Origin of the sequence: Gluconacetobacter entanii, from assembly GCF_013155425.1 — a bacterium.
In the GTDB taxonomy this organism is placed as follows: domain Bacteria; phylum Pseudomonadota; class Alphaproteobacteria; order Acetobacterales; family Acetobacteraceae; genus Novacetimonas; species Novacetimonas entanii.
Map to the genome: position 1 here is coordinate 126,921 of NZ_JABJWD010000011.1, position 24,606 is coordinate 151,526.

Sequence of the window (24,606 nt, forward strand, 5' to 3'; positions counted from 1 at the left end):
AGGGCGGCATCAGGGCGTATTTGCGGCCCACCGCCATGAATTCGTGGCGTAATCGCCAACAACTGCCCTTAATATCAGCGATTTAGTCCGCAGATATATTTTCATCTTCTTCTTGACAGTCCGCATCAGGCCGCCTACACCCCCGCTTGAGCAGTTACGGGACGTCAAGGCACGTCGGGTCTTCCATGACCTGATCCCTGTTACGACAGGCCAGATCCCCATTCGTGAGCCGGTAGCTCAGTCGGTAGAGCATTCGACTTTTAATCGAATGGTCGTGGGTTCGAATCCCACCCGGCTCACCACACACTTTCATGAAAATCCAGAAGTTTTTGGTGAAGCTTTTTTCAAAAAGCTTCGAAAGAACGCCGCGTTTTAAAAAAGGCGACACCCAAAACTTTTATCCGTTTCAAATCAGCGGAAATGGCAGGGCCGGTCCACCGTGGGCGCGATATCCATCTGCACCACCATCAGGTCCACCGCACCATCGCCGACATTCCCGCCAAGATGCCCCTTGCGCCCCTGCATCGGGCCGGATGGCAGCGGACGGGTATTCTGGTCCTCGCCCAGCAGCACATCGCCCGGCCCCATCTCGACGCGCGTGCCATCCATCGCCTGCACGAACCAGCGCCCATGCAGGGGGACGATCCACTGCACCTTCGGGTCTTCGTGCCAGTCCCCGTCCCAATGCGGAGGCTGCACGGTCATCAGCACCGTCGCGCGCCCGTCAGGCTGGCGGTCCTGCCATTGCGGGCCTGCGGGGGGCGACATGCTTTTCAGCACGAACTGCGTCAGCGGACAGGTCGCGATATGGCTGACGCCCTGCCCGTCGGTCCAGACATGATGATAGGTCAGGCGCGGTGGCGTCTGTGGCGTCGCCTGCGCGGAGGCGGCCAGCGCCCCGGCCGGTGGCAGCACCATCGCCGCAACAGCCATGGCCCATCGCCCGGCGCGCCAGCACCTGATTGCATGTCCAAGGATCATGTCATGACACCTCCCGATGATACGAAATATCACGCGCCCGCCACAGCCACCAAGGCACGCGGCCATGCGCGATCATTTGTGAACCTGCATCGCCACCATGTCCCTGCTGAACGCGGAAATCCGCACAATCGGCGATGTATATTACGATTCAATAATTAAAATACCAAAACGAGACCTTAATTATAATTTTATGTCTTGTTTTTGTTTATATCATGCCATATGTAACCGCAGGTATAATATGCCACCGTTCCTTCTGGCGGCATCCATCCGGCCGAAATACCGCGTCCCATCCCGGCACCGCCTGCGGACGCACCGGAAAACCCATCATCGGGATTGCAGCGGCAACCCCGCGGCCACATGACATTCTGTGAGAACTGATGAGCCTTAATCCTGTCCTGTCTGCCGTAACGGATCGCGTGATCGCACGTTCTGCGCGTTCGCGCGGCCATTATCTCGACCTGATCGCCCGTGAAAAGGACGCAGGCATTTCACGTCCGCACCTGGCCTGCGGCAACCTTGCCCATGCCTTCGCCGCGGCGGGAGAGGACAAGGACAGCATCCGCGCACAGCGCGCGATGAATATCGGTATCATCACATCCTATAACGACATGCTTTCCGCGCACCAGCCCTATGGCCGGTATCCGGACCAGATCAAGGTCTTCGCGCGTGAAGTCGGGGCCACGGCGCAGGTGGCCGGCGCCACACCCGCGATGTGCGACGGCGTGACGCAGGGCCAGCCAGGGATGGAGCTGTCGCTGTTCAGCCGCGACGTGATCGCGATGTCCACGGCGATCGGACTGAGCCACGGGATGTACGAGGGCGTCGCGATGCTGGGCATCTGTGACAAGATCGTGCCCGGCCTGCTGATCGGCGCGCTGCGCTTCGGGCACCTACCCGCCCTCCTGATCCCGTCGGGGCCGATGCCCTCGGGCATTTCCAACAGCGAGAAGCAGCGCATCCGCCAGCTTTACGCCGAAGGGAAGGTGGACCGCGAACGCCTGATGGATTCAGAGGCCGCGTCCTACCACGCGCCGGGCACCTGCACCTTTTACGGCACGGCCAACACCAACCAGATGCTGATGGAGGTCATGGGCCTGCACCTGCCCGGTTCCTCCTTCGTGCCGCCCAACACGAAACTGCGCCAGGAACTGACACGTGCGGCCATCCACCGGCTGGCGCAGATCGGGCCGAACGGCAATGACTACCGCCCGCTTGGCCACTGTGTTGACGAACGCGCCATCGTCAACGCCGCCGTCGGGCTGCTGGCGACGGGCGGGTCCACCAACCTTGCCATCCACATCCCGGCAATGGCGCGCGCGGCGGGCATCATCATCGACTGGGAGGATCTGGACCGCCTCTCCGCCGTGGTGCCGCAACTCACCCGCGTCTATCCCAACGGTTCGACCGACGTGAACGGTTTTCACCAGGTGGGCGGCATGCCCAGCCTGATCGGGTCGCTGCTCGATGCGGGGCTGCTGCATCCCGACATCCTGACCGTGGCCGAGGGCGGCTTCACCTGCTACCGCACCACCCCGCACATGCGCGACGACCGCCTGGTGTGGGAAGAAGCCGGGCCGTCACGTGACGACACGGTCCTGCGCACGCCCGCCGACCCGTTCCGCAAGGATGGGGGCATGCGCCTGATGCAGGGCAACCTCGGGCGCGGGATCTACAAGACCAGCGCCGTCGCCCCCGAACGCTGGACGATCGAGGCACCGGCCCGGATATTCGAGGACCAGCAGGACGTGATCGACGCGTTCAAGGCGGGGGAGCTTGATCGTGACGTGATCGTGGTCGTGCGCTTCCAGGGACCGGCGGCGAACGGCATGCCCGAACTGCACCGCCTGACGCCGACGCTCAGCGTCCTGCAGGACCGCGGGCACAAGGTCGCGCTCGTCACCGATGGCCGCATGTCGGGCGCAAGCGGCAAGGTGCCCGCCGCCATCCATATCGGCCCCGAAGCCCATGCGGGTGGCCCGCTGTCGCGCCTGCGTGACGGGGACATCGTGCGGGTCTGCGCGCAGTCGGGGCGCATCGAGGCGCTGGTTGACGCGGCGGAATGGGAACAGCGCCAGCCCGCGACAGGGCCAAGGGCCGCCTTTGGCACGGGGCGCGAACTGTTCGCGCTGATGCGCGGCGGGGTGGACAGCCCCGAACGCGGGGCGTCGGCCATCCTTGCCGGGATGGACCATATGGCCGAAGCCGAGGGGCTGTCGTAAAAACCGGGCACACGCTCCCTGCCCCATCTCCGCACGGACCAGAACCAAGGAAAACCCATCGTGGCTACCATCGAAGACATCATGACGCTGTCACCGGTCATTCCGGTGCTTGTCATCCATGACCCCGCCCACGCCCGTCCCGTGGCCGAAGCCCTTGTCGCGGGGGGCCTGCGCACGCTGGAGGTCACGCTGCGCACCGAAAGCGCCCTCGACGTCATAGCGGAAATGGCGAAGGTCGAGGGCGCGGTCGTCGGCGCGGGCACGGTGCTGAACAGGGCCGACCTGGACGCCAGCGTGCGTGCGGGCGCGCGTTTCATCGTCAGCCCCGGCCTGACCAAGCCGCTGGCCCATGCGGCGCGGGACGCGGATGTGCCGCTGCTGCCGGGCATCGCCAATGCGGGCGACATCATGCGCGGGCTTGACCTTGGCCTGACGCGCTTCAAATTCTTCCCTGCCGAGGCCTCGGGCGGGATCGCGGCGCTCAAGGCGCTGTCGGCCCCGTTCGGGCAGGTGCGTTTCTGCCCCACCGGCGGCATCCGCCAGGACACGGCGGCGAACTGGCTGGCGCTGCCGTCCGTCCTGTGCGTGGGCGGGTCGTGGCTGGTGCCGTCGGGCATACCGGACCCTGCCGACATCACGGCACGCGCCCGCGCGGCGGCGGCACTGTCGGCCTGATCCCACACCTGCCGATTACATGACGGGCGGGGACACGGCCCCCACCGTCATGCGGTCCGGCGGAATGTCAGGTTGTAGCGCACATCCCCGCACAGCGGATGCTGCGCCTGTGGCACGGGTGCGATCCCGTGCCACGCCAGACGCGACGGGCCGCCCCACACCACCACATCGCCATTGCGCACCACGATGCGCCGCACGGGGTCCGATCGCGTCACACCACCCCACAGGAAGACCGCCGACACGCCCAGCGAGATGGAAACGATGGGCGCATCACACCGTTCATCCCGATCCTGATGCAGCCCCATCCGGTCCCCCGGCCCATAACGGTTGATCAGGCCCGAATCCGGCACAAACCCGTCATATCCCGCCTTTTGCGCACATTCGCCCGCGATGTCGCGCAACAGCGCGGGCATGGTCGGCCATGGCCGTCCCGTGCGGGGATCGTGCGTTTCATACCGGTATCCCGCCGCGTCACTGACCCATACACGCGCGCCACAGCCACTCATCCCCACCGACATGCGGCCGCCACCCGGCGTCGTCATGTGCCGCAGCGGGGCACGGCGCACGACCTCTCCGATGGCCGACAGCAGCGCAGGGGCGCGCGCATGGACAAGGCCGGGGAACAGCCACGCACCGGGGGCCAGCGCCTGCGCGGGGGCATCCCTGCGGCCCGGCGGCTCCTCCGTATTGAACAGCATGCCCTGCGTCATGGACCGCCTCGCCTGTTGATATGTGCGTCTGGGGGCTGTGATCTTTCAAAAGTTTTTTGGTGAAGCTTTTTTGCAAAAAATCTTCGAAAGACGTCACCTTTTTGAAAAAAGGCGACACCCAAAAACTCTTGTGATTTATCAATGCCCTACCTTCAGGCGCTGTCATAAAAAAGGCCACCCCGAGGGATGGCCTTTCAAGTGTCACGACGGAACGGACGGACACTCAGAAGCTGTTGTCGTCGCCCGCGTCGAACCCGCCGCCATCGTCAAAGCCGCCGCCACCCGCGTCACCACCAGCGTCAAAGCCCTGGTCGGCGGTCGTGCCGCTGCCCGCGAACGGGTCGGCACCGGCACCCGCGCCGGAATCGCCATAGTTGTTGTTGATGATGGTCTCGCCCCCACCCGCAGGCATGCCCGCGCCGAAGCCTCCACCCATGTCGTGATGGCCGCTGAACAGGCCCGTCAGGGCGTTGCCCATCATCATGCCACCGGCAACACCGGCCGCCGTCGTCAGGGCGGACCCGAGGAAGCCCGAACCGCGCTGCGGGAACATGCCCGGCTGCATCCCCGGCGGATAGACAGGCTGCGGCGGGGCGGACGGTGCGGCACCCGCACCCCAGCCCGGCGGCGGGGCGGCGGGGCGGGGTGCGGACTGCGCCGCGCCACCACCGAACATGCCGCTGAAGAACCCGCCCGAACGTGCGGGCTGCGGCGCGGCCTGCGGCTGTGCCTGCTGCGCCTGTGCCGCGGCAACCTGCTGCTGCGCCTGCTGCAGTTCCCACTGCAACTGGCGGATGCGGTTCTGCGCCTCCGCCAGGGCGGCTTCCTGCACCACGGCCATCTGCGTGATGCGGTAGCGTGCCTCGGGGTATTTCTGGAACATCTCCCCGATATACTGGTCGGCCTGGGGGTCGATCGGCGGCAGCGAGGATGCCGTCTGCGGCACGCTGCCCGTGCTCGCGCCGCCAACACGGGCGAAGAACTGTGCGATCAGATCGCGTTCCTGAGTATTCATCGTAATTCCATCCTGCTCCACACAAGGAAACTGACCCAGCCACCAATCATGTGGCGCGCGGTGCGCCAATGCGCAAGACCCCACGCCATGCAGGCAACGGACAGCCACACGGCACGCCCCGCCTTTCGGTCGGGGCGACATAACGGTATGCTGTTCGCAGCAATTGCGCCAGATGGCGCAGACCCGTCCCCGTTCAACGGAGCATCCTGTTCATGGACCCGGCCCCCGTGCCCCGATCATCCCGTACGCGCCCCCTGTCGTTCCAGGGGCTTATCCTGAAACTGCACCAGTTCTGGTCCGAACAGGGCTGCGCCATCCTCCAGCCCTATGATACCGAAGTCGGCGCTGGCACCCTGTCGCCGCATACCACGCTGCGCGCGCTGGGCCCGCGCCCGTGGAAGGCGGCGTATGTGCAGCCCTGCCGCCGCCCGTCGGACGGGCGTTACGGGGAAAACCCCAACCGGCTCCAGCATTATTACCAGTATCAGGTCCTGCTCAAGCCCACGCCCGAAGACAGCCAGAAGCTGCTGCTTGACAGTTATCGCGCCATCGGGATCGACCCGATGGAACATGACATCCGCTTTGTGGAGGATGACTGGGAAAACCCGACCATCGGGGCATGGGGACTGGGCTGGGAGGTCTGGTGCGACGGGATGGAGGTGACGCAGTTCACCTATTTCCAGCAGGTCGGCGGCATCCCCACCGTCATGCCGTCCACGGAACTGACCTACGGCCTCGAACGCCTTGCAATGTACGTGCAGGGGATCGAGAACGTCTATGACCTCGACTTCAACGGCCACGGCCTGACCTATGGCGATGTGTTCCTGCGCGCCGAACGCGATTATTCGCGCCATAATTTCGAGGCCGCGGACGTGGAGATGCTGCACCGCCATTTCATCGACGCGGAACGCGAATCCACGGCCCTTGCCGAACTTGGCCTGGCGCAGCCTGCCTATGACCAGTGCCTGAAGGCCAGCCACCTGTTCAACCTTCTTGATGCGCGCGGCGTCATCAGCGTCAGCGAACGCGCCTCCTATATCGGCCGCGTGCGCACGCTTGCAAAGCGATGCTGCGAAGCATGGCTGGCGGGCGAAGGATAACACGATCATGCCCGAACTCCTGCTTGAACTCTTTTCCGAGGAAATCCCCGCCCGCATGCAGCAGCGCGCGGCGGAAGACCTGCAGCGCCTGCTGACGGAGGCGCTGTCCCCGCTCAACCCGCGTGAGGCCCGTACCTTTGCCGGGCCACGCCGCATCGCCATCTCGCTACAGGTCGATGCGACCGTGCCGGGCAGCACCGTCAACGAACGCGGCCCGCGCGAAAACGCGCCGGACAAGGCGCTGGCCGGTTTCATGCGCAAGCATGGGGTCGAACGCGACGCGCTGGTGCTGGAAAACGGGTTCTGGATCCTGCGGCGCGAGGTTCCCGCCGTGCAGGCCGCAACCCACATCGCGGCCACCGTGCCCGCCCTGCTGCGCCGCTTCCCGTGGCCCAAGTCGATGCGCTGGGGCGTGGGCAGCAGCTTCACATGGGTGCGCCCGCTGCGCCGGATCGTCTGCCTGCTTGACGGGCAGGTCGTGCCGTTCTCCCTGGCCGAGGGCGAGGATAACGGCCACGGGCTTGTTGCCGCCAACCTGACCGAAGGCCACCGCTTTACCGCGCCAGGCGCGTTTGCCGTGACCGGCACGCAGGACTGGCTTTCGGGACTGCGCGCGCGCCAGGTCGAACCCTGCGCCGATGCCCGCCGCACCAGAATTGCCGAAGGTGTCGCCCGCCTTGCCGCCGAAGAGGGGCTGAGCGTCGTATCCGACCCCGCCCTGATTGACGAGGTCGCGGGCCTGACGGAATGGCCGGTGCCGTTCCTGGGGCAGATTGACGACGAATTCATGACCCTGCCGCCGGAGGTGATGCAGGTGTCGATGCGCGTCAACCAGCGTTATTTCGCGCTGCGCAACGCCGATGGCTCCGCCGCCCCGCGCTTTGCCTTCGTCGCGAACATGGAACCGTCGGATGGCGGCGCGCTGACGATCGCGGGCAACGAACGCGTGCTGCGCGCGCGCTTTGCCGATGCCCGGCATTTCTGGGACCTTGATCGCACCCACACGCTCGAAAGCCGCGTGGCGCAACTCGACCGCATCGTCTTCCACGCCGCCCTCGGCAGCCAGGGGGAACGGGTGCGGCGCATCGTGCGCCTTGCCGGGCTGATCGCGCCGATGGTGGGCGCGGACCCGAAGCAGGCCGAACGCGCCGCCCTGCTGTGCAAGGCGGACCTGACGACCGGCATGGTGGGTGAATTCCCCGAACTGCAGGGCACGATGGGGGCCTATTACGCCCGCCATGATGGGGAGGACAGCGTGGTCGCCGACGCGATTGGCGAACATTACATGCCGCGCGGGCAGCATGACGGCGTGCCCCATGCCCCCGTCTCCATCGCCGTGGCGCTGGCGGACAAGATCGACAGCCTTGTCGCGTTCTTCGCGGCGGGGGAAAAGCCGGGCGGGTCGGGCGATCCGTACGCCCTGCGCCGCGCGGCCCTTGGCCTGATCCGCATCATCCGCGAAAACCACCTGCGCCTCGACCTTGCGGAACTTTTCGTCATGGCGGCCCATGGCCTGCCTGAAAACCTGCGGCTGGCCCCGGACCTCGACCTGCTGCCGCAGTTCGTGGCCGAACGCCTGCGCGTGCAGTTGCGTAACGAGGGCGCGCGCCACGACATCCTGGCCGCCGTGTCGGTGGGCAATACCGACACCGACATCACCCGCCTGCTGGCGCGCAGTGACGCGCTGGCGGAAATGCTGGCGACGGAGGATGGGCGCAACCTGCTGGCGGCGACCCGGCGCGCGGCCAACATCCTGCGTATCGAGGACCGCAAGGACGGCCCCCACGAAGGTGCCCCCGACCCCGCCCTGTATGCGCAGGACGAGGAACGCGCCCTTGCCGATGCGCTGGCCCGCACGATCCCCGCCGTGGAAAGCGCCATCAGCGAGGAACGCTTCGCCGACGCCATGCGCGATGTCGCCCACCTGCGCCCCGTGCTGGACCGGTTTTTCGAGGACGTCACCGTGAACGCCGAAGACGCCGCCATACGTCGCAACCGCCTGCGCCTGCTGTCGGAACTGCGCCGCATGACCGTGCTGATCGCGGATTTCAGCCAGATCGAAGGCTGATCCCCCGCCCCCGTGGCTGCGTGCGCGGGGGCGGCTTTCCCAGGGGCGTTGCCCCTGAAACCCCACCAAAGGGTATTACCCTTTGGAAACCATGATTTTGGTAAACAGATCAGGGTGCAGGGAGCCGCGCTCCCTGCCGGGTCCGGGCAGAGCCCGGGTGTCCCATGCACGCGGCGACACCACGCGCCAGAAAACTGACGGCCCCTAAGCCAGATAGACAAGCCGTGCCGCCTGCCCCCGCCGCACGACCACCACCGCGTTCTGCCGATACCGCCGGGCAAGGCGCAGCGCCGGGGCGAGGTCCATTTCCACCGCATAAAGCGGTTCGGACCACCGGCCCAGCCGTCCTTCGCCCAGATGATGCGGCACATGGCGCAGGTCGCGGGCCAGACGCGCCATCATGCGCGCATTCCACCCATCCGGCCGCCGACGCCCGCCCGGATTGCACGCACTGAGCATCACGATTGTCCCCCGCCGGGGCAGGCCCGCATCATCGGGACGCTGCCCCACCCGGACAACCGGCAGGGTGGCGGCGTGATAGGTACTGAGGCGATAGGACCGTTGGGTGGCGGCAGACGGGGGCAGGATGCCGCTCATGCATCCTTGTCCGTCGTTTCGCCAAAGGTGGAGTTGCGATGCACCCATGCGGACAGCAGCAGGCCAAAACCGAACATCACCATCAGCATGGCCGACCCGCCATATGAAATCAGCGGCAGCGGCACGCCGCCCACCGGGATCGCCCCCATGACCATCGACAGGTTGACCGCGCAGTAGAGGAAGAAATTCATGCTGATCCCCAGCCCCAGCAGCCGCCCGAACTGGTTGCGGCTGCGTATCGCGATCAGCATGCCGCCCAGGATCATCACCAGCAGCAGCCCGATCACCGCCGCGCCCCCGACATACCCCCATTCCTCCGCGATCATGGTGAAGATGAAGTCGGTCTGCTTTTCGGGCAGGAAGTTAAGCTGCCCCTGCGTGCCGTGCAGGTAGCCCTGCCCCCACATCCCGCCAGATCCCAGCGCGATCTTGGACTGGATGATGTTGTAGCCCGCGCCCAGCGGGTCATTTTCAGGGTGCAGGAAGGTGATGACCCGCGCCTTCTGGTAATCATGGAGGTGGTTGTAGGCGATTTTGGTCAGAAACGGCAGCGGCGCCGCCAGCAGCGCGATCTGCCACAGGCGCATCCCGGCGGCAAAGAACAGGCTGGCCCCCACGGTCGCGATGATGACCGCAGTCCCCAGGTTCGGCTCCTTCAGCACCAGCCCCACCGGCACCAGCACCATCAGCGCGGGCGGGATCAGATAGAGCGGATTGCCCATGTCACGGTAACTGACCTTGTGAAACCAGCTTGCCAGCACCAGCACCAGCGCGATCTTCGCCAGTTCGGAGGGCTGGACCTGCAATCCGCCGATCATCAGCCATCGTTCCGCCCCCTTGCCGACATGCCCCATGCGCAGCACCGCCACAAGCAGCAGCAGCGACAGGCCATAAAGCGGCCATGCAAGGCGCACCAGCACCGTCGGACTCATCAGCGCGACGCCAAGCATCATCACAAGGCCGAAGCAGAAACGGATGGTCTGCGGTTCGGCGAACGGGCGTGACGTGCCACCGCCGGCGGAATACAGCGCCCCATATCCCACCGCCGCCAGCAGGCAGATCAGCACGACATAGATCCAGTTGATCTGCCACAGCTTGGCAAGGATCTGGAAATTGGGTTCCGCCCGCAGCAGGCGTTTCTGGAAGTTCATGTCAGTCCCCCGGCAGCAGCAGACACAGCCATCGCGACAGCCTATGCGACAGGCCATCGCACGCCAATGGCGCGGCCGTTATCCCTGATCCACGTCCGCCTGCGCCACTTCCTGGCCCGGCGATTCCTTGTGATTGACCGGATCGCGCATCAGCGTGTCGGTCATGATGTCACGCGCCAGCGGGGCCGCGACCTCCGCCCCGGCATTGCCGTGCTCCACCACCACCGCCGCCGCATAGCGTGGCGCGTCATAGGGGGCAAAGCAGATGAACAGCGCATGCGGGCGATATTCCCACGGCAGGTTGGCGGAATTGAAATGCCCGCTTTCACGCATGGCGCGCGACACGCGCCGCACCTGCGCCGAACCGGTCTTGCCCGCCATCTGCACGCCCGGAATGGCCAGGCGCGCCTTGGGCGCGGTGCCGCTTTCCTCGTTCACGACGGCATACATGCCCTCGCGGATCGCGTTGAAGAAATGATCGGGCATGTTTTCCATCGGCCCGGCATGGTCCAGCGCCGCCATATCCCCCAGTCGGCCGCCAACCGCACGCACAAGATGCGGCTGCACGTCGCGGCCGCTGGCAATGCGTGCGGCATAGGTCGCAAGCTGCAGCGGCGTGACCTGCATGAAGCCCTGCCCGATACCACTGACGATGGTGTCGCCCCCGTTCCAGTGATGCCCGTGCGCGCGCCGCCATTGCGGCGTGGGAATCAGGCCCTGACGCACATGCGGCAGTTCGATGTCCAGCGGCGCGCCAAGCCCGAACTGGTGCGAGGCCAGCGCGATCGGGTCCATGCCGGTACGCCGCGCGACCTCATAGAAAAACACGTCGCAGGAGAATTTCAGCCCCTGCCTGAGCGTCAGCGACCCGTGGCCATAGCGCGACCAGCAGTGAAAGCGCGTGCCGCCGACATCGATATAGCCGGGGCAGTTGATGCGGTCGTTCGGCGACAGGGTGCCCGCACGCAACGCCGCCATCGCCACCGCCGGCTTGAAGGTGGAGCCGGGCGGATACAGGCCCGACACCGCCTTGTTGATCAGGGGCGTCTGGCTGTTGTTCGTCCATTCGATCCACTGCGCCTGGCTGACGCCACTGTCGAACAGCGACGGGTCGAAGGAAGGATTGCTGACCATGGCCAGCACTTCGCCATTGCGGCAGTCCATGACCACCGCACTGGCGGACTGGTCCGCGATGCGGCCAAGCACCTGCTGCTGCAACCCGCTGTCGAGCGTCAGGGTGATCTCGTTCCCCGGCTGCCCCTCGTCACGGTCAAGCTCGGCCATGATGCGGCCGACGGCGTTGACCTCCATCTCCACCGACCCGACCTGCCCGCGCAGGCCCTGGTCCTGTGTCTGCTCGATCCCCGAACGGCCCACGCGCATCCCCGGCAGGGCCAGTTCCGCATCACGCGCCACGTCCTTTTCCGAAGGGGGCGCCACATACCCCACCACATGCGCCAGCAGCGGGCCAAAGGGATAGACCCGCGTCGTGCCCACATCGATCAGCACACCCGGAAGCGACGGCATGTTGAGTTCCAGCCGCGCCATGTCGTCCCACGACAGGAAATCACGCAGCATGATGGGGATGAAGCGCCGCTTGTGCCGCAGTTCACGCTCGACCCGCGCGGTGTCGCGTGGCTCCATCGGGACAAGCTGGGCGAAACGCTCCAGCGTGCCGGGCAGGTCGTTCGTCTCCTCCGCCAGCAGGAGCGCGCGCCAGTTCACCTTGTTCGCCGCGACCGCGATGCCGAACCGGTCGGTAATGCGCCCGCGCGGCGGCGCAAAAAAGCGTTTGCTTAACCGATTGTTTTCCGCAAGCCGTGCATAATGGCTGCCGTCACGAACCTGCAGGCCGTACAGGCGTTGCGCCAGCGTGCCGAGTACGGCCCCCTGCGCCGCCATCAGCAGCAATGCGCGACGTGTAAAAACGCCCCGGGAAGGATTCTTGCCTTCCTCCGGGCGGGTCATCAGCCGCGTACCTGTTTTCTTAGTGCGAAACTTCATTCACCCATCCGGGCAGATCGGAAGACGTCTGATCCATCAGCCCTGTTCAGGCGCGATTCGCGTCGTTGACGATAAAGCGGTAAGTCCAGACGAATATGACATAAAGCACCGGAAAGCTGCCGAATGCCAAGATGCTTTCGAACATGAATGGTATCGTTTCCACAAGATGCAGCGCCAGCGCCGAACACAGCACCCATTGCAGCGCCGTTGCAAACACCATGACGACCCCGAACACCAGCCACAGCACGAAGACATTCAGGCGCGCCAGCACGTAACGCCCCGAAAGCCCGATCCCATGCACCACCAGCATGATCAGCAGCAGGACGCCCGGTGGCTCGAAACTCAGCAGATCGACACACAATCCCAGCCCGAACACCGCAACCGACGGCATCAGCGCCGGGCGGAACACCGACCACAGGAAGACCGACACCTGCACGACGGCCGGCATCAGTTCCGCCTGCGCGGGGATATTGAGCGGCGCGGACAGCACCAGCGTCACCACCAGCACGAACAGGCACGGCAGGCAGTGCCGTACGAACAGGTCCGTGCCGTGGGCCAGACCGGCACGCGGCTGGATCTCGGGCTTCAGCGATGGCGGGGGAAGCGGTTTCATCCATGCACCCCTTCATCCCCGCTTCGGCTGGAACTGGGGCGGAAGGGTCATGGTCCGCCCGACGGAAGGCAGCGGTATGCGCCCCGGCGCATCAGGCGGGACGACCGCATCGGCATAGTTGAAGATCCGCAGGATATCGAGATGCTCCAGCGCGGCGGCCGGGATCACCACCGGCGTGCCGGGACGCAGGTAATGGACATGCCCCACCGGAAGGCCGGCCGGCAGGGATTCGATTTCGCCGTTGGTCACGACGCGCTCCCCCTCCACCGGCATGTTGTCCTGCGGGTAATAGATGATCTTCGGCGTGGCGGAATTGTCCCCCGCCATGATCGCCGCCGCATGGCTCGATTCCAGCGTCACGGGCAGCCTGCTGGAGGAATCGGTAATCAGCAGCACGCGCGCCGACCGCTTGCCCACCTCGGTCACGCGCCCCGCAAGCCCCGCACCGTCAAGGGCGATGCCATCCTTGCGCACGTTGGTGTCGGGATTGATCGACAGCAGCACCGCGCGCGCATACAGGCCGCTGGTGTCGCGCACCACGCGCCCGGTGACATAGGAAGGCGCATCGTCAGGGATCCAGTGCAGGTTGGCCTTCAGCGTCGCATTTTCATCCGCCAGCGCCGCCGCAACGTCATACCAGTGCTGCAGGTTGGCATTTTCGGTGCGCAGGCGGATATTTTCCGCCTCCAGGTTGCGGATGTCCTGAAGATTCCCCGAAAGTTCACGCAACCGCGCCTGTGGCCATGCCACAAGGCCATAGGCCGGGGCGAGCATGTCGGCCACCTGCATGCGCATATGTTCGATCAGGGGACGGTCCGCCTTGCCCAGCAGGATGATGCCGCAGGCGACAAGGATCAGGAACGGCAGCACAAGCTTGCCCATCGCCTGACGGGACTGGATGGAAACCGGCATTACCATGCCCCTTTCCCGTACCTGTCCACGCGCCGGCCGGACCTATCGAACGTGCCTGAGCGCCGGCCCCCCATAGTCCTGCATTCCCCTTGTCTTGTCCTGCGCCACGCTGGCCAGTGGCATGGCGTCGATACCGTCAGTACATGCTTGTCAGCACATTGCGCAACCGCTTCATTTCCTCAAGCGCGCGCCCGGTGCCCATCGCAACGCACGACAGCGCGTCCTCCGCCACCGTCACCGGCAGGCCCGTCGCACGGCGCAGCACCTCGTCCAGGCGATACAGCAGCGCACCGCCACCCGTAAGCACGATGCCCTTGTCCACGATGTCGGCGGCCAGTTCAGGCGGCGTGTTCTCCAGCGCGGTGGTCACCGCATCAAGGATCTGGCTGACGGGTTCGGCAAGGCTTTCGGCAATCTGCGCCTGCGACACCACCACTTCACGCGGCACGCCGTTGATCAGGTCGCGGCCCTTGACCTCCCGCCACGGGCCGGCATCATCCGGGTCATCGGGCGGGATGGCGGAACCGAGGCCGATCTTGATCTGCTCGGCAGAGCTTTCACCGATCAGCAGGTTATGGTTGCGCCGGATGTAGGAGATGATGGCCTCGTCCATCTTGTCGCCACCCACCCGGACGGAACGGGCATAGACGATACCGCCGAGGGAGATGACCGCCACTTCGGTCGTGCCGCCGCCGATATCGACGATCATGCTGCCGGACGGTTCTGTCACCGGCAGGCCCGCGCCGATCGCGGCCGCCATCGGCTCCTCGATCAGGAAGACCTTGCGCGCGCCGGCACTCTCGGCGCTTTCCTGGATGGCGCGCCGTTCGACTGCGGTTGACCCGGACGGGACACATACGATAATCAACGGGCTGGCAAACATGCGCCGATTATGCACCTTGCGGATGAAGTGCTTGATCATCTCCTCCGCAACTTCAAAATCGGCGATCACGCCATCGCGCAGCGGGCGAATGGCCGTGATATTGCCAGGGGTACGGCCAACCATCAGCTTGGCTTCCTCCCCAACGGCCAGAACCTGTTTCTTGCCCCGCACCTCGGCCAGGGCAACGACCGAAGGTTCATTCAGGACGACGCCGCGTCCCTTGACATAGACCAGTGTATTGGCCGTGCCGAGGTCAATCGCCATATCAGCGGACAGCAGACCCAGCACACGAGCAAACATCCAAAACTCCCGACAACAAACCAGCCATGACCCATTCCGCAGCTTCGACCCGATGACACGGCCATGCCGCGCCTGTTCGCCTGCCGAAAAATCTGGATCAGGTCGAGGGCTTACCGGTGCTGACGGATGGGAGCAAGAGGAGACATGGTTTTAATTCGTTAATTTATGGCCGCCAAGGCGCTTTGTTACAAAATGCCCAAATTTTATCACGCAGGATATCCTTTCCTGTGCGGCGCACACTACAATATGACCCTTTGCCGGTCGCGGCAGTTCCGCCGCCCCCGCACCAGAGATTGATGAGAATGATCCTTCACGATTTACTGCGCCGACCGCTCGCGGTTGCGACCCTTGCCGCCGCTTCCATGACGATGGTCGCCTGCACCGACAATTATGATCCGGGTCAGCGTGCGATCGCCGGTGGCCTGATCGGGGCGGGCGGCGGTGCCGCGATCGGCGCCCTTGCCGGTGGGGGCGAAGGGGCGGCCATCGGTGCGCTCGCAGGGGCCGGCGGCGGGGCCGCCGTGGGGGCCGCGACCACCCCGCGCAGGCGTTCCGATGGTGGCCCGCCAAGCTACATCTGCCCCAACGGCACGGCGCTGCCACCCGGATACCCGCCGCAAAGCTGCCCCGGCGCACGTCCCGGCGGTTACGCCACGCCGTCCTACCCGCAGGGCTATCCGCAACAGGGATATTCCCAGCAGGGGTATCCGCAGGGGGCCTACCCGCAGCAGCAGGGCTATTCGCAGCAGTCCTACCCGCAGCAGGAAACCTATCCCCCCGGGGCCTACCCGCAGGGCGCGGCCTATCCCCAGAGTGGATATTCGCAGGACCAGGGCGGTTACTACCCGCAGTAACGCATCCCAACGAAAAAGGGCTTCACCACCATGGCGAAGCCCTTTCCCATTTAAAACAGCCTGACGTCATCAAAAGTTTTTGGTAAAGCTTTTTTCAAAAAGCTTTAAGGAACGCCGTCTTTTTTAAAAAGACGCCCCTCGAAAACCTTGACTGTCCTTTCCATCAACGCACTTCACGCCGTCAGTTCGGCGGGCTCCGCACGGTCACGCTTGACCAGCAGCTTGTTCAGGGCATGGACATAGGCACGCACGGCGGACACCAGCGTATCGGCATCGGCCCCCTGCCCGTCCACCATCTTGCCGCCTTCCTCCAGACGCACGGTGGTGCGCGCCTGCGCATCGCTGCCTTCGGTCACGGCGCCAACGGAATAGAGTTGCAGCGTCGCATCATGGGCGACAATGGCGCGGATGGCGTTGAACGCCGCATCAACCGGCCCCTGCCCCGCGGCGGTGGCGTGTTCTTCCCTGCCATCGACCTCCAGCGTCAGTTCCGCCTGCGCCGGGCGGCGTGAACCTGCGGACACGTCCAGCGCAACGAAGCGGATGCGGGCATGGTCGCGCACCTCGTCATCGACCAGCGCGACCAGATCCTCGTCATAGATGACCTTCTTGCGGTCGGCGAGGTCCTTGAAACGGTTGAACGCATCGTTGAACTGCGCCTCGTCCAGCGCGTCGTAGCCCATGGCCTTGAGCTTGTCGCGGAAGGCCGCGCGGCCCGAATGCTTGCCCAGCACCAGCGAGGAGCGCGTCCAGCCGACACTTTCGGGCGTCATGATCTCATACGTCGCGGCGTTCTTGAGGATACCGTCCTGATGGATGCCGCTTTCATGGGCAAAGGCGTTGCGCCCGACGATCGCCTTGTTGGGCTGCACGTCAAAGCCGGTGATGGTCGAGAGCATGCGCGACATCTTCAGCAGCTTTTCGGTCTGGATGCCGGTGGTATAGGGCAGGACGTCATGGCGCGTGCGCAGGACCATGACGATTTCCTCCAGCGCGGCATTGCCCGCGCGCTCGCCAATGCCGTTGATCGTGCATTCGATCTGCCGCGCACCCGCGCGCAGGGCCGCAACCGTATTCGCCACCGCCAGGCCGAGGTCGTTGTGGTTGTGGGTGGAAAAAATCACCCCGTCCGCCCCCGGCACGCGCGCGCGCAGGTCGGCAAAGATGCGGGCCATGTCCTCCGGCGTGGAATAGCCGACCGTATCGGGGATGTTGATCGTCGTGGCCCCGGCCCTGATCGCCGCCTCCACGCAGCGGCACAGGAAATCGGGATCGGTGCGCGATCCGTCCTCGGCCGACCATTCGACGTCATCGGTGAACTGGCGCGCCGCCGTGTTGCCCGCCTTGATGACCTCCAGCACGGTCTCAGGCTCCATGCGCAGCTTGTATTTCATGTGCAGCGGCGAGGTGGAGATGAAGTTGTGGATGCGCCCGCGCTTCGCCTGGCGGATGGCCTCGCCCGCGCTGGCGATGTCGTTCTTGCCGCCGCTGCGCGCCAGCGCGCAGACCACGGCCGTCTTCACGGTCTGCGCGATCTGCGCCACGCTGTCGAAATCGCCCTTCGACGCGACGGGAAATCCCGCCTCGATCACATCGACGCCCAGATCGCCCAGCGCCTCGGCCATGCGCAGCTTTTCGGCCATGTTCATGGAAAAGCCGGGGGACTGCTCCCCGTCACGCAGGGTCGTGTCGAAAATGATGACACGGTTTTCGTCGATGCGCCCGAAGGACGGATGATTGATGGTCATGGAAATACCTCGGACATATCCGGATGTGGGACCGGCATTCCACACCGGGCCATGCCGAGCGGGAATGCGTCATTCGTTTCATGGTGGCCGCACGACGCGGCCCGACTTTCCCCTGGGCGTACCGGAACAGGCCGGCCCTGACCGCTCAGGGGCGGATAAGTCGTAGAAGACGAAGGAGTCCGGTGCGGTCGCATGCATGCAGGGACACGGACGCCTGCGCGCCTGTCAAACCTGCCTGAATGTGCCTGTCCGTTGCCATGTCGGGCACAATACAGCGCAGACCGCCGATTGCAACACATAATGCGCCCTTCCCCGCTTCCTATCCCGTCACCCGCGTCACCATCGAGGCGGAGGCGAAATACCTGTCGATCGCCTGCACCATGGCGCCCGCCACGACCATGCGGTGCGCGGACTGCCGCAGCGCGGCCTCGTCCAGATGGTTGGACATGAACCCCATCTCCACCAGGACGGAGGGGATGTCCGCGGATTTCAGCACGACAAAGGAGGCATGCCGCGCCGGATGCGTCAGCAGGCTGATGCGTGGGCGAAAGGAGGTGACAATACTGCTGGCCATATGCGCGGCCCCATGGCGCGTTTCCTCGGTCACGAGGCTGGCGAGGATTTCCTGCACCTCGGGCGAGGTCGCATGCACCTGCGGGCCGCCAAAGCGGTCCGCGCTGTTTTCCGAACGCGCGATGGCCGCCGCCTGCGCGTCGGATGCGTGCGATGACAGGGTATAGACACTCGCGCCGCGTACCATGCGGTCATGCAGGGCGTCGGCATGCATGGAAATGAACAGCGACGCCTTGTGGGTATGCGCAAGGTCCACCCGCCCTTCCAGCGGGATGAAACGGTCATCGGCGCGCGTCATCGCCACGCGGTAGCGCCCGCTGCCAATCAACTGGCGCTGCAGTTCGGCGGCCGCCGCTTCCGCCACGTGCTTTTCATAGGTGCCGGAAACGCCGATCGCCCCCGGATCCTTCCCGCCATGGCCGGGGTCGAGCATGATGAGCGGGCGCGGCGGTTCCGCCCGCCCCACGATGGCCGGACGATGCAGCGTCGTGTGCGTGGCGGCATGGGGGGGCGTGGTGTGGGTGGCGGCGGCATGGTGCGTCACCGCGCCGGATGCGCGCACCGGCGCGATGGCGGCCATGGCGATCCCGGCAAGCAGCGTGCGCCGGTGCACCGCCACGCGCAGGTCCAGCGGGCCGCCGCCCCGCGCCAGATGCGGTGGCGTCGGGCCTGCGGCGTCGGAGGGCGCGCCCGGCGTGGCGGCAGTGCCACGGGCGTGCTGCATATCGGCGGAAGATACGGTGCGCATGCTGCGATATGGCCTTCATGGGACAGGTCGGGTGTCGGGCCACGCCACGATACCATCACGCCGCGCCCGCGTCAGTGACATAAACATTCGCAAGGCTTGCAGGAAGCGCGCGGTTGCGCCATGGTGGCAGGTAGTGGTGGGCGTGCGACGTCCGAACGTCAGGCCGACGGGAGATTGCCCGTGCCCTGACACGCCGTTCGACGGCGCGAATCCATCCGGCAGCCAGCAGGCGCGCGCCCGCAAGCCTTTTCCGGACCGAATCCATGTCACGGGAATGCCGCTTTCGCGGACCATGCGCGCGACAAAGGCCACCGCACCGGCGCTCCCGATCGACAGGAGGCCGGGTGACACGGACCTGTCGATATTTTTTCACGAAGGCCCCTCCCGCCATGCGGGACCGGACCTTCCCCCAGATGGCCGAGGATGGAGTGATGACCACGGTGGACATATCCGCCGACGCGACAGGGACATGCATGTCATGGCACGGCACGACGCCGGGCCACGATGCCACGCATGCCGTCGCCGTCGCGCGTGACGCCTGCCATGGGATCAGTGCCGGATCCGGTCACCCTTTTTCAATTGATGTTGCTGTCCGTTCCCATTCCCGTTCCCGCCGCCCCCGGAACATTCCGTGGGGCATTGCGCGGGACGGACGCACGAACCGGACATACCGGAGTTCCCGTTTTAATGACCAAACGCATGCTGATCGACACGACACACGCGGAAGAAACCCGCGTGGTCGTGATGGATGGTAACAGGCTTGAAGACTACGATGTCGAGGCCGCGGCGAAGAAGCAGCTCAAGGGCAATATCTACCTTGCCAAGGTAATCCGGGTCGAACCCAGCCTGCAGGCCGCCTTTGTCGATTATGGCGGCAACCGCCACGGCTTCCTCGCCTTCAGCGAAATCCACCCCGACTACTACCAGATCCCCGTCGCCGACCGCGAAAAGCTGCTGGCGCTGCAGGAAGAAGAGCGCTGCGCCGAAGAAGCCCGCAACGCGCGCGAGGATGACGAGAAGGCCGAAGGCGACGAAGACGCCACGGAAGAAACCGCCGCACGCGATGGCGAGGCGGAAGAAGCCGAGCCCGAGACCGTCGGTGGCGAGAACGATACCGGCGACGAGCCGGAGGCCCAGCGCCGCATCGCGCGTTTCCTGCGCAATTACAAGATCCAGGAAGTCATCCGCCGCCGCCAGATCCTGCTGGTGCAGGTGGTCAAGGAAGAGCGCGGCAACAAGGGTGCTGCGCTGACGACCTATGTCTCGCTCGCGGGGCGTTACTGCGTGCTGATGCCCAACTCGCTGCGCGGCGGGGGTGTTTCGCGCAAGATCACGTCCGTGGCCGACCGCCGCCGCCTGCGTGAAATCATCGCCGAACTGCAGATCCCGCACGGCATGGCCATGATCGTGCGCACCGCCGGCGCACAGCGCCCGCGCGCGGAGATCATGCGCGACTGCGAATACCTGCTGCGCCTGTGGGACGACATCCGCGAACATACCCTCAAATCCGTGGCCCCGGCCCTGATCTATGAGGAAGCGAGCCTGATCAAGCGCGCCATCCGCGACATCTATACCCGCGAGGTGGGCGAGATCCTGATCGATGGCGAGGCCGGGTGGAAATCCGCGCGCGAGTTCATGCGCATGCTCATGCCCCAGAACGCGCAGAAGGTGCGGCTGTGGCAGGATCACGGGCAGACGCTGTTCTCCCACTACCGAGTGGAGGGGCTGCTGGATTCCATGCTGTCGCCATCGGTGCAGCTTCGTTCGGGCGGCTACCTCGTCATCAACCAGACCGAGGCGCTGGTCGCGATCGACGTGAACTCCGGCCGCGCGACGAAGGAACGCAACATCGAGGAAACGGCCCTGCGCACGAACCTCGAGGCGGCGGACGAAGTGGCGCGGCAGTTGCGCCTGCGTGACCTTGCGGGCCTGATCGTGATCGATTTCATCGACATGGAAAGCCGCAAGCACAACGGCATGGTGGAGCGTCGCCTGAAGGAAGCGCTGCGCAATGACCGCGCGCGCATCCAGGTGGGCCATATCTCGCATTTCGGCCTGCTGGAGATGTCGCGCCAGCGGCTGCGTCCCTCCATCGCGGAATCGACGTTCACCCCCTGCCCGCACTGCGAGGGGACGGGCATCATCCGCGGGGTCGAAAGTTCCGCCCTGCACGTCCTGCGCGCCATCGAGGACGAAGGCATGCAGCGCCGCGCCGCCGCGGTCACGGTGCATGTCGCCCCCGAAATCGCGCTCTACATCCTCAACAACAAGCGCGCATGGCTGCATGAGATCGAGGAACGTCACAAGATGCATGTGACGTTCGCCGCCGACTCCACGCTGCATGCGGCGGAATCGCGCATCGAACGCACCCGTCCGCAGACGGCGCAGTTCGAAGCGTCCGCCCCGGCCATCACGGCCGAGCCAGAGGCCCCGCACACCGAAACGGCAGGCGTGCGTGAAATCCCGATCCACAGCGAACCGCCCGCCACCACGGCGGAAGGCGGGACTGCAGCCCCGGACGCCACCCCCCTGACGGACGAGGACGCGGCCTCGGGCACGGACCATCGCCGCCGCCGCCGCCGCCGTCGCCGTCGCAGCAGCGCGAACCGCGAGGTCGAGACGCAGGGCACCGAGACGGTGGAGGCGGAAGTTGTCGCCGTCCCCGAACCGGTGGTCGAGGTCGGCTACAAGGGCCCGACGCCTGCCGATCCGTTTGGCGATGCGATCATCGACATCTTCGACGTGATCGAACAGACGACGACGCCTGCGGCGACCCCGGTCATCGAACCGGAAGGCCCGGTCGTGGTGGTCGAGGAGGAAGCGCCCGAAGCCCCCGCCGCCGAGGAGGAAAAGCCCCGTCGCGCACCGCGTCGGCGCACCCGCCGCACGAACCGTCCCATCACGACGACGGAAACGGTCGTGACCGCAGAACCCGCCACGCCTGAAGCCGAAGCGCCTGTGGAAACGCCCGTCGAAGCCCCTGTGGAGGTGGAGACGGTGGAGGTCGAGACGCCGGAACCAGTGGCCGAAGTGCAGCCGGAAGTGGCGGTCGAGGCAGAGGCCGAGGCAAAGGAAAAGCCGCGCCGCCGCCGCACGACCACGCGCAAGGCCACCACGACGACCACCCGTAGCCGTGCGAAGAAGGCCGAAGCCGAGGAACCGGCGGAAACCGTCGCCCCTGCCGCCGACACGGCAGCAGAGGAGAAGGCCGAAGAAACCGTGACGGAGGCAAAACCCCGCCGCCGGCGCGCCACCACGACGCGCACCACCGCCACGGCCGCCAAGACCCCGACCCGCCGTCGCACCAGCACGGCCAAGGCCGCCAAGGAGGCATCGGACACGGCTGCTGACGCCGCCCCCGAAGCTGCTGCCCCGGTCGCGGCGGAAAAGGCCGAGGAAAAGCCCAAGGCCCGTCGCGTGACACGTCGCAAGAAGGTGGAGGCTGAACCTGCGGCACCCCCGGCCCCCGAGGCCGAGCCCGCAGCGGAAGAAAAGGCCCCGGCCCGCAAGGCGACCCGGACCCGCCGCAAGAAGGTGGAAACGACGGCTGTGTCAGAGGCCACACCGGCGGAACCGGCAACCGCCGAAGCCGCCCCTGCCCCGAAACGGCGCACGGGTTGGTGGAAACGCTGATCCAGCCCGCCTTTTCATGGCGTGACTGACAGGACAGGCCCTGCTCCCTCCCCGGGTGCAGGGCCTGTTTTTTTTTGGGAAGGCATTTCCGGATGCTGGATTTTTCAGAAATTTTTTCTTTCGAAGCTTTTTGAAAAAAGCTTCACCAAAAACTTTTTGATATTTCATGATGAAGACAGGAGGGGGCACCATGGAACTCCATTCGCACCGCCTTGTCCTGCGACCATGAGAAGACAGGCACCGGCAGCCATTCGCGGACATGTCGGCGGACCCGGCGATCATGGAATACATGATGCCGCTGACACCCCACGGCGCCCATACGATGTGGATCGATAACCAGCGCGCACATCAGCAGGAGCATGGTTTCTGTTTCTGGGCCGTGGAAGATCGCACGGATGGCACGTTCATGGGCACGGTCGGGCTGTACCGGATAGGATATGATGCGCACTTCACCCCGGCGGTGGAAATCGGCTGGCGCGTGGCACGCCCTTTCTGGGGACGCGGTTACGCGCCTGAGGCCGCAGCCACCTGCCTGCGCTTCGGGTTTGAAACACTGGGCCTGCCGGAAATCGTCGCGAACACGGCACCAGACAACCTGCGGTCCCGTCGCGTCATGGAAAAACTGAGCATGATGCGTGATCCCCGGGACGATTTCGACCATCCGCGCGTCCCGTCCGGCCATCCGCTACGCCGCCAGATCCTTTACCGCCTGACACGGGAGCACTGGTTGGCGCAGAACGCCGCGTAAATCATTCAGAAGTTTTTGGTGAAGCTTTTTATAAAAAGCTTTGAAAGAACGCTGCCTTTTCAAAGACAGGACGGCACCAGAAACCTTTGTTCACAAGGTCTGCGCCACCAGCCGCCCAATACCGGAAAAGACTGCGGCGAACTGCTGTTCCGTGGGTGTCCCACCGCGCGTATAGACGCACATGACAATGGGCGTATCGGGCCGGGGCCATGCCACCGCGATATCACCTGCGGCGTCACGGGCATTGTTGCCGGTCTTGTCCCCCACCACCCAGTTCGCCGGCAATCCTGCACGCAACCGGTTCTTCCCCGTCTGGCATCCGACCAGCCAGCGGGTCAGGAGTGCGCGTGACGGCGCCGACAGGACCGTGCCCAGCACCAGTTTCTGGACGATCGCCGCCATGGACGCAGGCGTCGTGGTATCGCGCACCCCACCGGCAGACGTGCGGTTCAGGTACGGTTCGGGATCATCCAGACGTGTCGTGGTGTCCCCCATCGCGCGCCAGAACGCCGTTAGCGCGGATGGCCCGCCAATGCGCGACAGCAGCAACGTGGCGCAGCTATTGTCACTCTGCTCCACGGCGCCCTCGCACATGTCCCCCACCGACAGGCCCGCGCGTCCCTGCGCCAGTGCGACCTTTGCCACGGGGGCGTACCAGTCCTGAATGTCGGCAGCGGTCAGGGGAATGATATGGTCCAGCCCGTCGCGCCCCTGATCGACATGCGACAGCACGCAGGCCGCCAGCGACGCCTTGAAGGTGGAACACATGACAAAGCGTTCGTTCGCGCGCCACAGCAGCCTGCGCCCGGTTGCGATATTGTGGGCATAGACGCCGACATGCCCGCCCGTGGCGTGTTCATAATCGGAAAGGATGGAAGGCACCGCCGCACGGGCAAAGGCCGGGAACAGCATGGCGGCAGATCCGCATGACATGAAATCGCGACGCCGCATATGTTCCCCGATTCATTTCGGTACAGGTTTCAGGATATGATCTGAAAATATCCGTGAACCCTGAAAAGTCAAAAAAAGTTCTTGGGGTCCATCTTTTTCAAAAAGGCGGCGTCTTTCGAAGCT

The 24,606-nt window shown here is 65.2% G+C and carries 19 protein-coding genes, 1 tRNA gene and 1 pseudogene; 8 read left to right on the top strand and 13 right to left on the bottom strand.

The genetic code is table 11. The features are described 5' to 3' along the window. Positions 1-226: 226 nt before the first annotated feature. Positions 227-302: transfer RNA gene (locus tag HNH97_RS03460), tRNA-Lys, on the top strand. Positions 303-411: 109 nt separating this feature from the next. Here HNH97_RS03460 and HNH97_RS03465 read toward each other — a convergent pair. Continuing rightward, positions 412-918, bottom strand: a complete 507-nt coding sequence (locus tag HNH97_RS03465; protein WP_233045321.1) for a cupin domain-containing protein — start codon at positions 916-918, stop codon at positions 412-414. A 440-nt stretch (positions 919-1,358) separates the two neighbouring features. Between HNH97_RS03465 and edd the strand changes: the two genes are divergently transcribed. Both edd and eda read left to right on the top strand, forming a co-directional pair. Further along, the gene (gene edd / locus HNH97_RS03470) at positions 1,359-3,200 is read left to right on the top strand and encodes a phosphogluconate dehydratase (RefSeq protein ID WP_171789866.1); all 1,842 of its coding nucleotides are present in this window, start codon (positions 1,359-1,361) and stop codon (positions 3,198-3,200) included. A 60-nt stretch (positions 3,201-3,260) separates the two neighbouring features. Next, positions 3,261-3,875 carry a bifunctional 4-hydroxy-2-oxoglutarate aldolase/2-dehydro-3-deoxy-phosphogluconate aldolase gene (eda, locus tag HNH97_RS03475; protein WP_171789867.1) on the top strand — a complete coding sequence of 205 codons (615 nt, stop codon included), beginning with the start codon at positions 3,261-3,263 and terminating at the stop codon, positions 3,873-3,875. 47 nt (positions 3,876-3,922) lie between these two features. Here eda and alkB read toward each other — a convergent pair whose 3' ends face one another. Both alkB and HNH97_RS03485 read right to left on the bottom strand, forming a co-directional pair. Beyond that, positions 3,923-4,585: a DNA oxidative demethylase AlkB gene (gene alkB / locus HNH97_RS03480; RefSeq protein ID WP_171789868.1), complete on the bottom strand. Its 663-nt coding sequence runs from the start codon at positions 4,583-4,585 to the stop codon at positions 3,923-3,925. 223 nt (positions 4,586-4,808) lie between these two features. Further along, positions 4,809-5,600 (bottom strand): DUF2076 domain-containing protein, encoded by a 792-nt coding sequence (locus HNH97_RS03485; protein ID WP_110912298.1) that lies wholly within the window; start codon positions 5,598-5,600, stop codon positions 4,809-4,811. A 212-nt stretch (positions 5,601-5,812) separates the two neighbouring features. Between HNH97_RS03485 and HNH97_RS03490 the strand changes: the two genes are divergently transcribed. Beyond that, positions 5,813-6,700: a glycine--tRNA ligase subunit alpha gene (locus HNH97_RS03490; protein WP_110912297.1), complete on the top strand. Its 888-nt coding sequence runs from the start codon at positions 5,813-5,815 to the stop codon at positions 6,698-6,700. A 7-nt stretch (positions 6,701-6,707) separates the two neighbouring features. Next, positions 6,708-8,768, top strand: coding sequence for a glycine--tRNA ligase subunit beta (gene glyS, locus HNH97_RS03495; RefSeq protein WP_171789869.1), 2,061 nt, complete (start codon positions 6,708-6,710; stop codon positions 8,766-8,768). 204 nt (positions 8,769-8,972) lie between these two features. On the opposite strand, the gene HNH97_RS03500 is transcribed toward glyS, so the two are convergent. The 6 genes from HNH97_RS03500 to HNH97_RS03525 form a co-directional block, all read right to left on the bottom strand. Next, positions 8,973-9,365 (bottom strand): DUF3293 domain-containing protein, encoded by a 393-nt coding sequence (locus HNH97_RS03500; RefSeq protein WP_171789870.1) that lies wholly within the window; start codon positions 9,363-9,365, stop codon positions 8,973-8,975. Continuing rightward, complete coding sequence (gene rodA / locus HNH97_RS03505; protein WP_171789871.1) at positions 9,362-10,516, bottom strand: rod shape-determining protein RodA; 1,155 nt, start codon at positions 10,514-10,516, stop codon at positions 9,362-9,364. The genes HNH97_RS03500 and rodA overlap by 4 nt, the downstream gene beginning before the upstream one ends. A 78-nt stretch (positions 10,517-10,594) precedes the next feature. Further along, positions 10,595-12,520 (bottom strand): penicillin-binding protein 2, encoded by a 1,926-nt coding sequence (mrdA, locus tag HNH97_RS03510; protein ID WP_171789872.1) that lies wholly within the window; start codon positions 12,518-12,520, stop codon positions 10,595-10,597. 46 nt (positions 12,521-12,566) lie between these two features. Then, complete coding sequence (locus tag HNH97_RS03515; protein ID WP_110912292.1) at positions 12,567-13,133, bottom strand: rod shape-determining protein; 567 nt, start codon at positions 13,131-13,133, stop codon at positions 12,567-12,569. 12 nt (positions 13,134-13,145) lie between these two features. Beyond that, positions 13,146-14,051, bottom strand: a complete 906-nt coding sequence (gene mreC, locus HNH97_RS03520; protein ID WP_390670883.1) for a rod shape-determining protein MreC — start codon at positions 14,049-14,051, stop codon at positions 13,146-13,148. 130 nt (positions 14,052-14,181) lie between these two features. Further along, positions 14,182-15,228, bottom strand: a complete 1,047-nt coding sequence (locus HNH97_RS03525; protein WP_003617867.1) for a rod shape-determining protein — start codon at positions 15,226-15,228, stop codon at positions 14,182-14,184. Between the two features lie 302 nt (positions 15,229-15,530). On the opposite strand from HNH97_RS03525, the gene HNH97_RS03530 reads away from it, so the two are divergent. Further along, the gene (locus tag HNH97_RS03530; RefSeq protein WP_167400268.1) at positions 15,531-16,082 is read left to right on the top strand and encodes a hypothetical protein; all 552 of its coding nucleotides are present in this window, start codon (positions 15,531-15,533) and stop codon (positions 16,080-16,082) included. A 173-nt stretch (positions 16,083-16,255) separates the two neighbouring features. Here the strand turns inward: HNH97_RS03530 and HNH97_RS03535 are convergent, their stop codons facing one another. From HNH97_RS03535 to HNH97_RS03545, 3 genes are all read right to left on the bottom strand, one after another. After that, positions 16,256-17,830, bottom strand: coding sequence for a 2-isopropylmalate synthase (locus HNH97_RS03535; RefSeq protein ID WP_171789873.1), 1,575 nt, complete (start codon positions 17,828-17,830; stop codon positions 16,256-16,258). Between the two features lie 319 nt (positions 17,831-18,149). Beyond that, a complete protein-coding gene (locus HNH97_RS03540) occupies positions 18,150-18,983 on the bottom strand; it encodes an N-acetylmuramoyl-L-alanine amidase family protein (protein ID WP_171789916.1) in 834 nt (277 codons plus the stop codon). 223 nt (positions 18,984-19,206) lie between these two features. Then, a complete protein-coding gene (locus tag HNH97_RS03545; RefSeq protein ID WP_171789874.1) occupies positions 19,207-19,416 on the bottom strand; it encodes a hypothetical protein in 210 nt (69 codons plus the stop codon). A 422-nt stretch (positions 19,417-19,838) separates the two neighbouring features. Between HNH97_RS03545 and HNH97_RS03550 the strand changes: the two genes are divergently transcribed. Then, complete coding sequence (locus HNH97_RS03550) at positions 19,839-22,784, top strand: Rne/Rng family ribonuclease (protein ID WP_171789875.1); 2,946 nt, start codon at positions 19,839-19,841, stop codon at positions 22,782-22,784. A 250-nt stretch (positions 22,785-23,034) separates the two neighbouring features. Then, positions 23,035-23,532: pseudogene (locus HNH97_RS03555) on the top strand (GNAT family N-acetyltransferase); the annotation flags it as partial. Between the two features lie 90 nt (positions 23,533-23,622). Here HNH97_RS03555 and bla read toward each other — a convergent pair. After that, positions 23,623-24,465: a class A beta-lactamase gene (bla, locus tag HNH97_RS03560; protein WP_244949270.1), complete on the bottom strand. Its 843-nt coding sequence runs from the start codon at positions 24,463-24,465 to the stop codon at positions 23,623-23,625. Positions 24,466-24,606 lie beyond the last annotated feature (141 nt).

Coding starts and splice junctions, on each gene's coding strand:
- rodA (WP_171789871.1), bottom strand. CDS start 10,516: ATGAACTTCCAGAAACGCCTGCTGCGGGCGGAACCCAATTTCCAGATC.
- HNH97_RS03490 (WP_110912297.1), top strand. CDS start 5,813: ATGGACCCGGCCCCCGTGCCCCGATCATCCCGTACGCGCCCCCTGTCG.
- HNH97_RS03530 (WP_167400268.1), top strand. CDS start 15,531: ATGATCCTTCACGATTTACTGCGCCGACCGCTCGCGGTTGCGACCCTT.
- HNH97_RS03465 (WP_233045321.1), bottom strand. CDS start 918: ATGGTGCTGCCACCGGCCGGGGCGCTGGCCGCCTCCGCGCAGGCGACG.
- HNH97_RS03485 (WP_110912298.1), bottom strand. CDS start 5,600: ATGAATACTCAGGAACGCGATCTGATCGCACAGTTCTTCGCCCGTGTT.
- edd (WP_171789866.1), top strand. CDS start 1,359: ATGAGCCTTAATCCTGTCCTGTCTGCCGTAACGGATCGCGTGATCGCA.
- HNH97_RS03550 (WP_171789875.1), top strand. CDS start 19,839: ATGACCAAACGCATGCTGATCGACACGACACACGCGGAAGAAACCCGC.
- mrdA (WP_171789872.1), bottom strand. CDS start 12,520: ATGAAGTTTCGCACTAAGAAAACAGGTACGCGGCTGATGACCCGCCCG.
- alkB (WP_171789868.1), bottom strand. CDS start 4,585: ATGACGCAGGGCATGCTGTTCAATACGGAGGAGCCGCCGGGCCGCAGG.
- HNH97_RS03540 (WP_171789916.1), bottom strand. CDS start 18,983: ATGGCCGCCATCGCGCCGGTGCGCGCATCCGGCGCGGTGACGCACCAT.
- glyS (WP_171789869.1), top strand. CDS start 6,708: ATGCCCGAACTCCTGCTTGAACTCTTTTCCGAGGAAATCCCCGCCCGC.
- HNH97_RS03545 (WP_171789874.1), bottom strand. CDS start 19,416: ATGGATTCGGTCCGGAAAAGGCTTGCGGGCGCGCGCCTGCTGGCTGCC.
- HNH97_RS03500 (WP_171789870.1), bottom strand. CDS start 9,365: ATGAGCGGCATCCTGCCCCCGTCTGCCGCCACCCAACGGTCCTATCGC.
- HNH97_RS03515 (WP_110912292.1), bottom strand. CDS start 13,133: ATGAAACCGCTTCCCCCGCCATCGCTGAAGCCCGAGATCCAGCCGCGT.
- mreC (WP_390670883.1), bottom strand. CDS start 14,051: ATGGTAATGCCGGTTTCCATCCAGTCCCGTCAGGCGATGGGCAAGCTT.
- HNH97_RS03535 (WP_171789873.1), bottom strand. CDS start 17,830: ATGACCATCAATCATCCGTCCTTCGGGCGCATCGACGAAAACCGTGTC.
- HNH97_RS03525 (WP_003617867.1), bottom strand. CDS start 15,228: ATGTTTGCTCGTGTGCTGGGTCTGCTGTCCGCTGATATGGCGATTGAC.
- bla (WP_244949270.1), bottom strand. CDS start 24,465: ATGTCATGCGGATCTGCCGCCATGCTGTTCCCGGCCTTTGCCCGTGCG.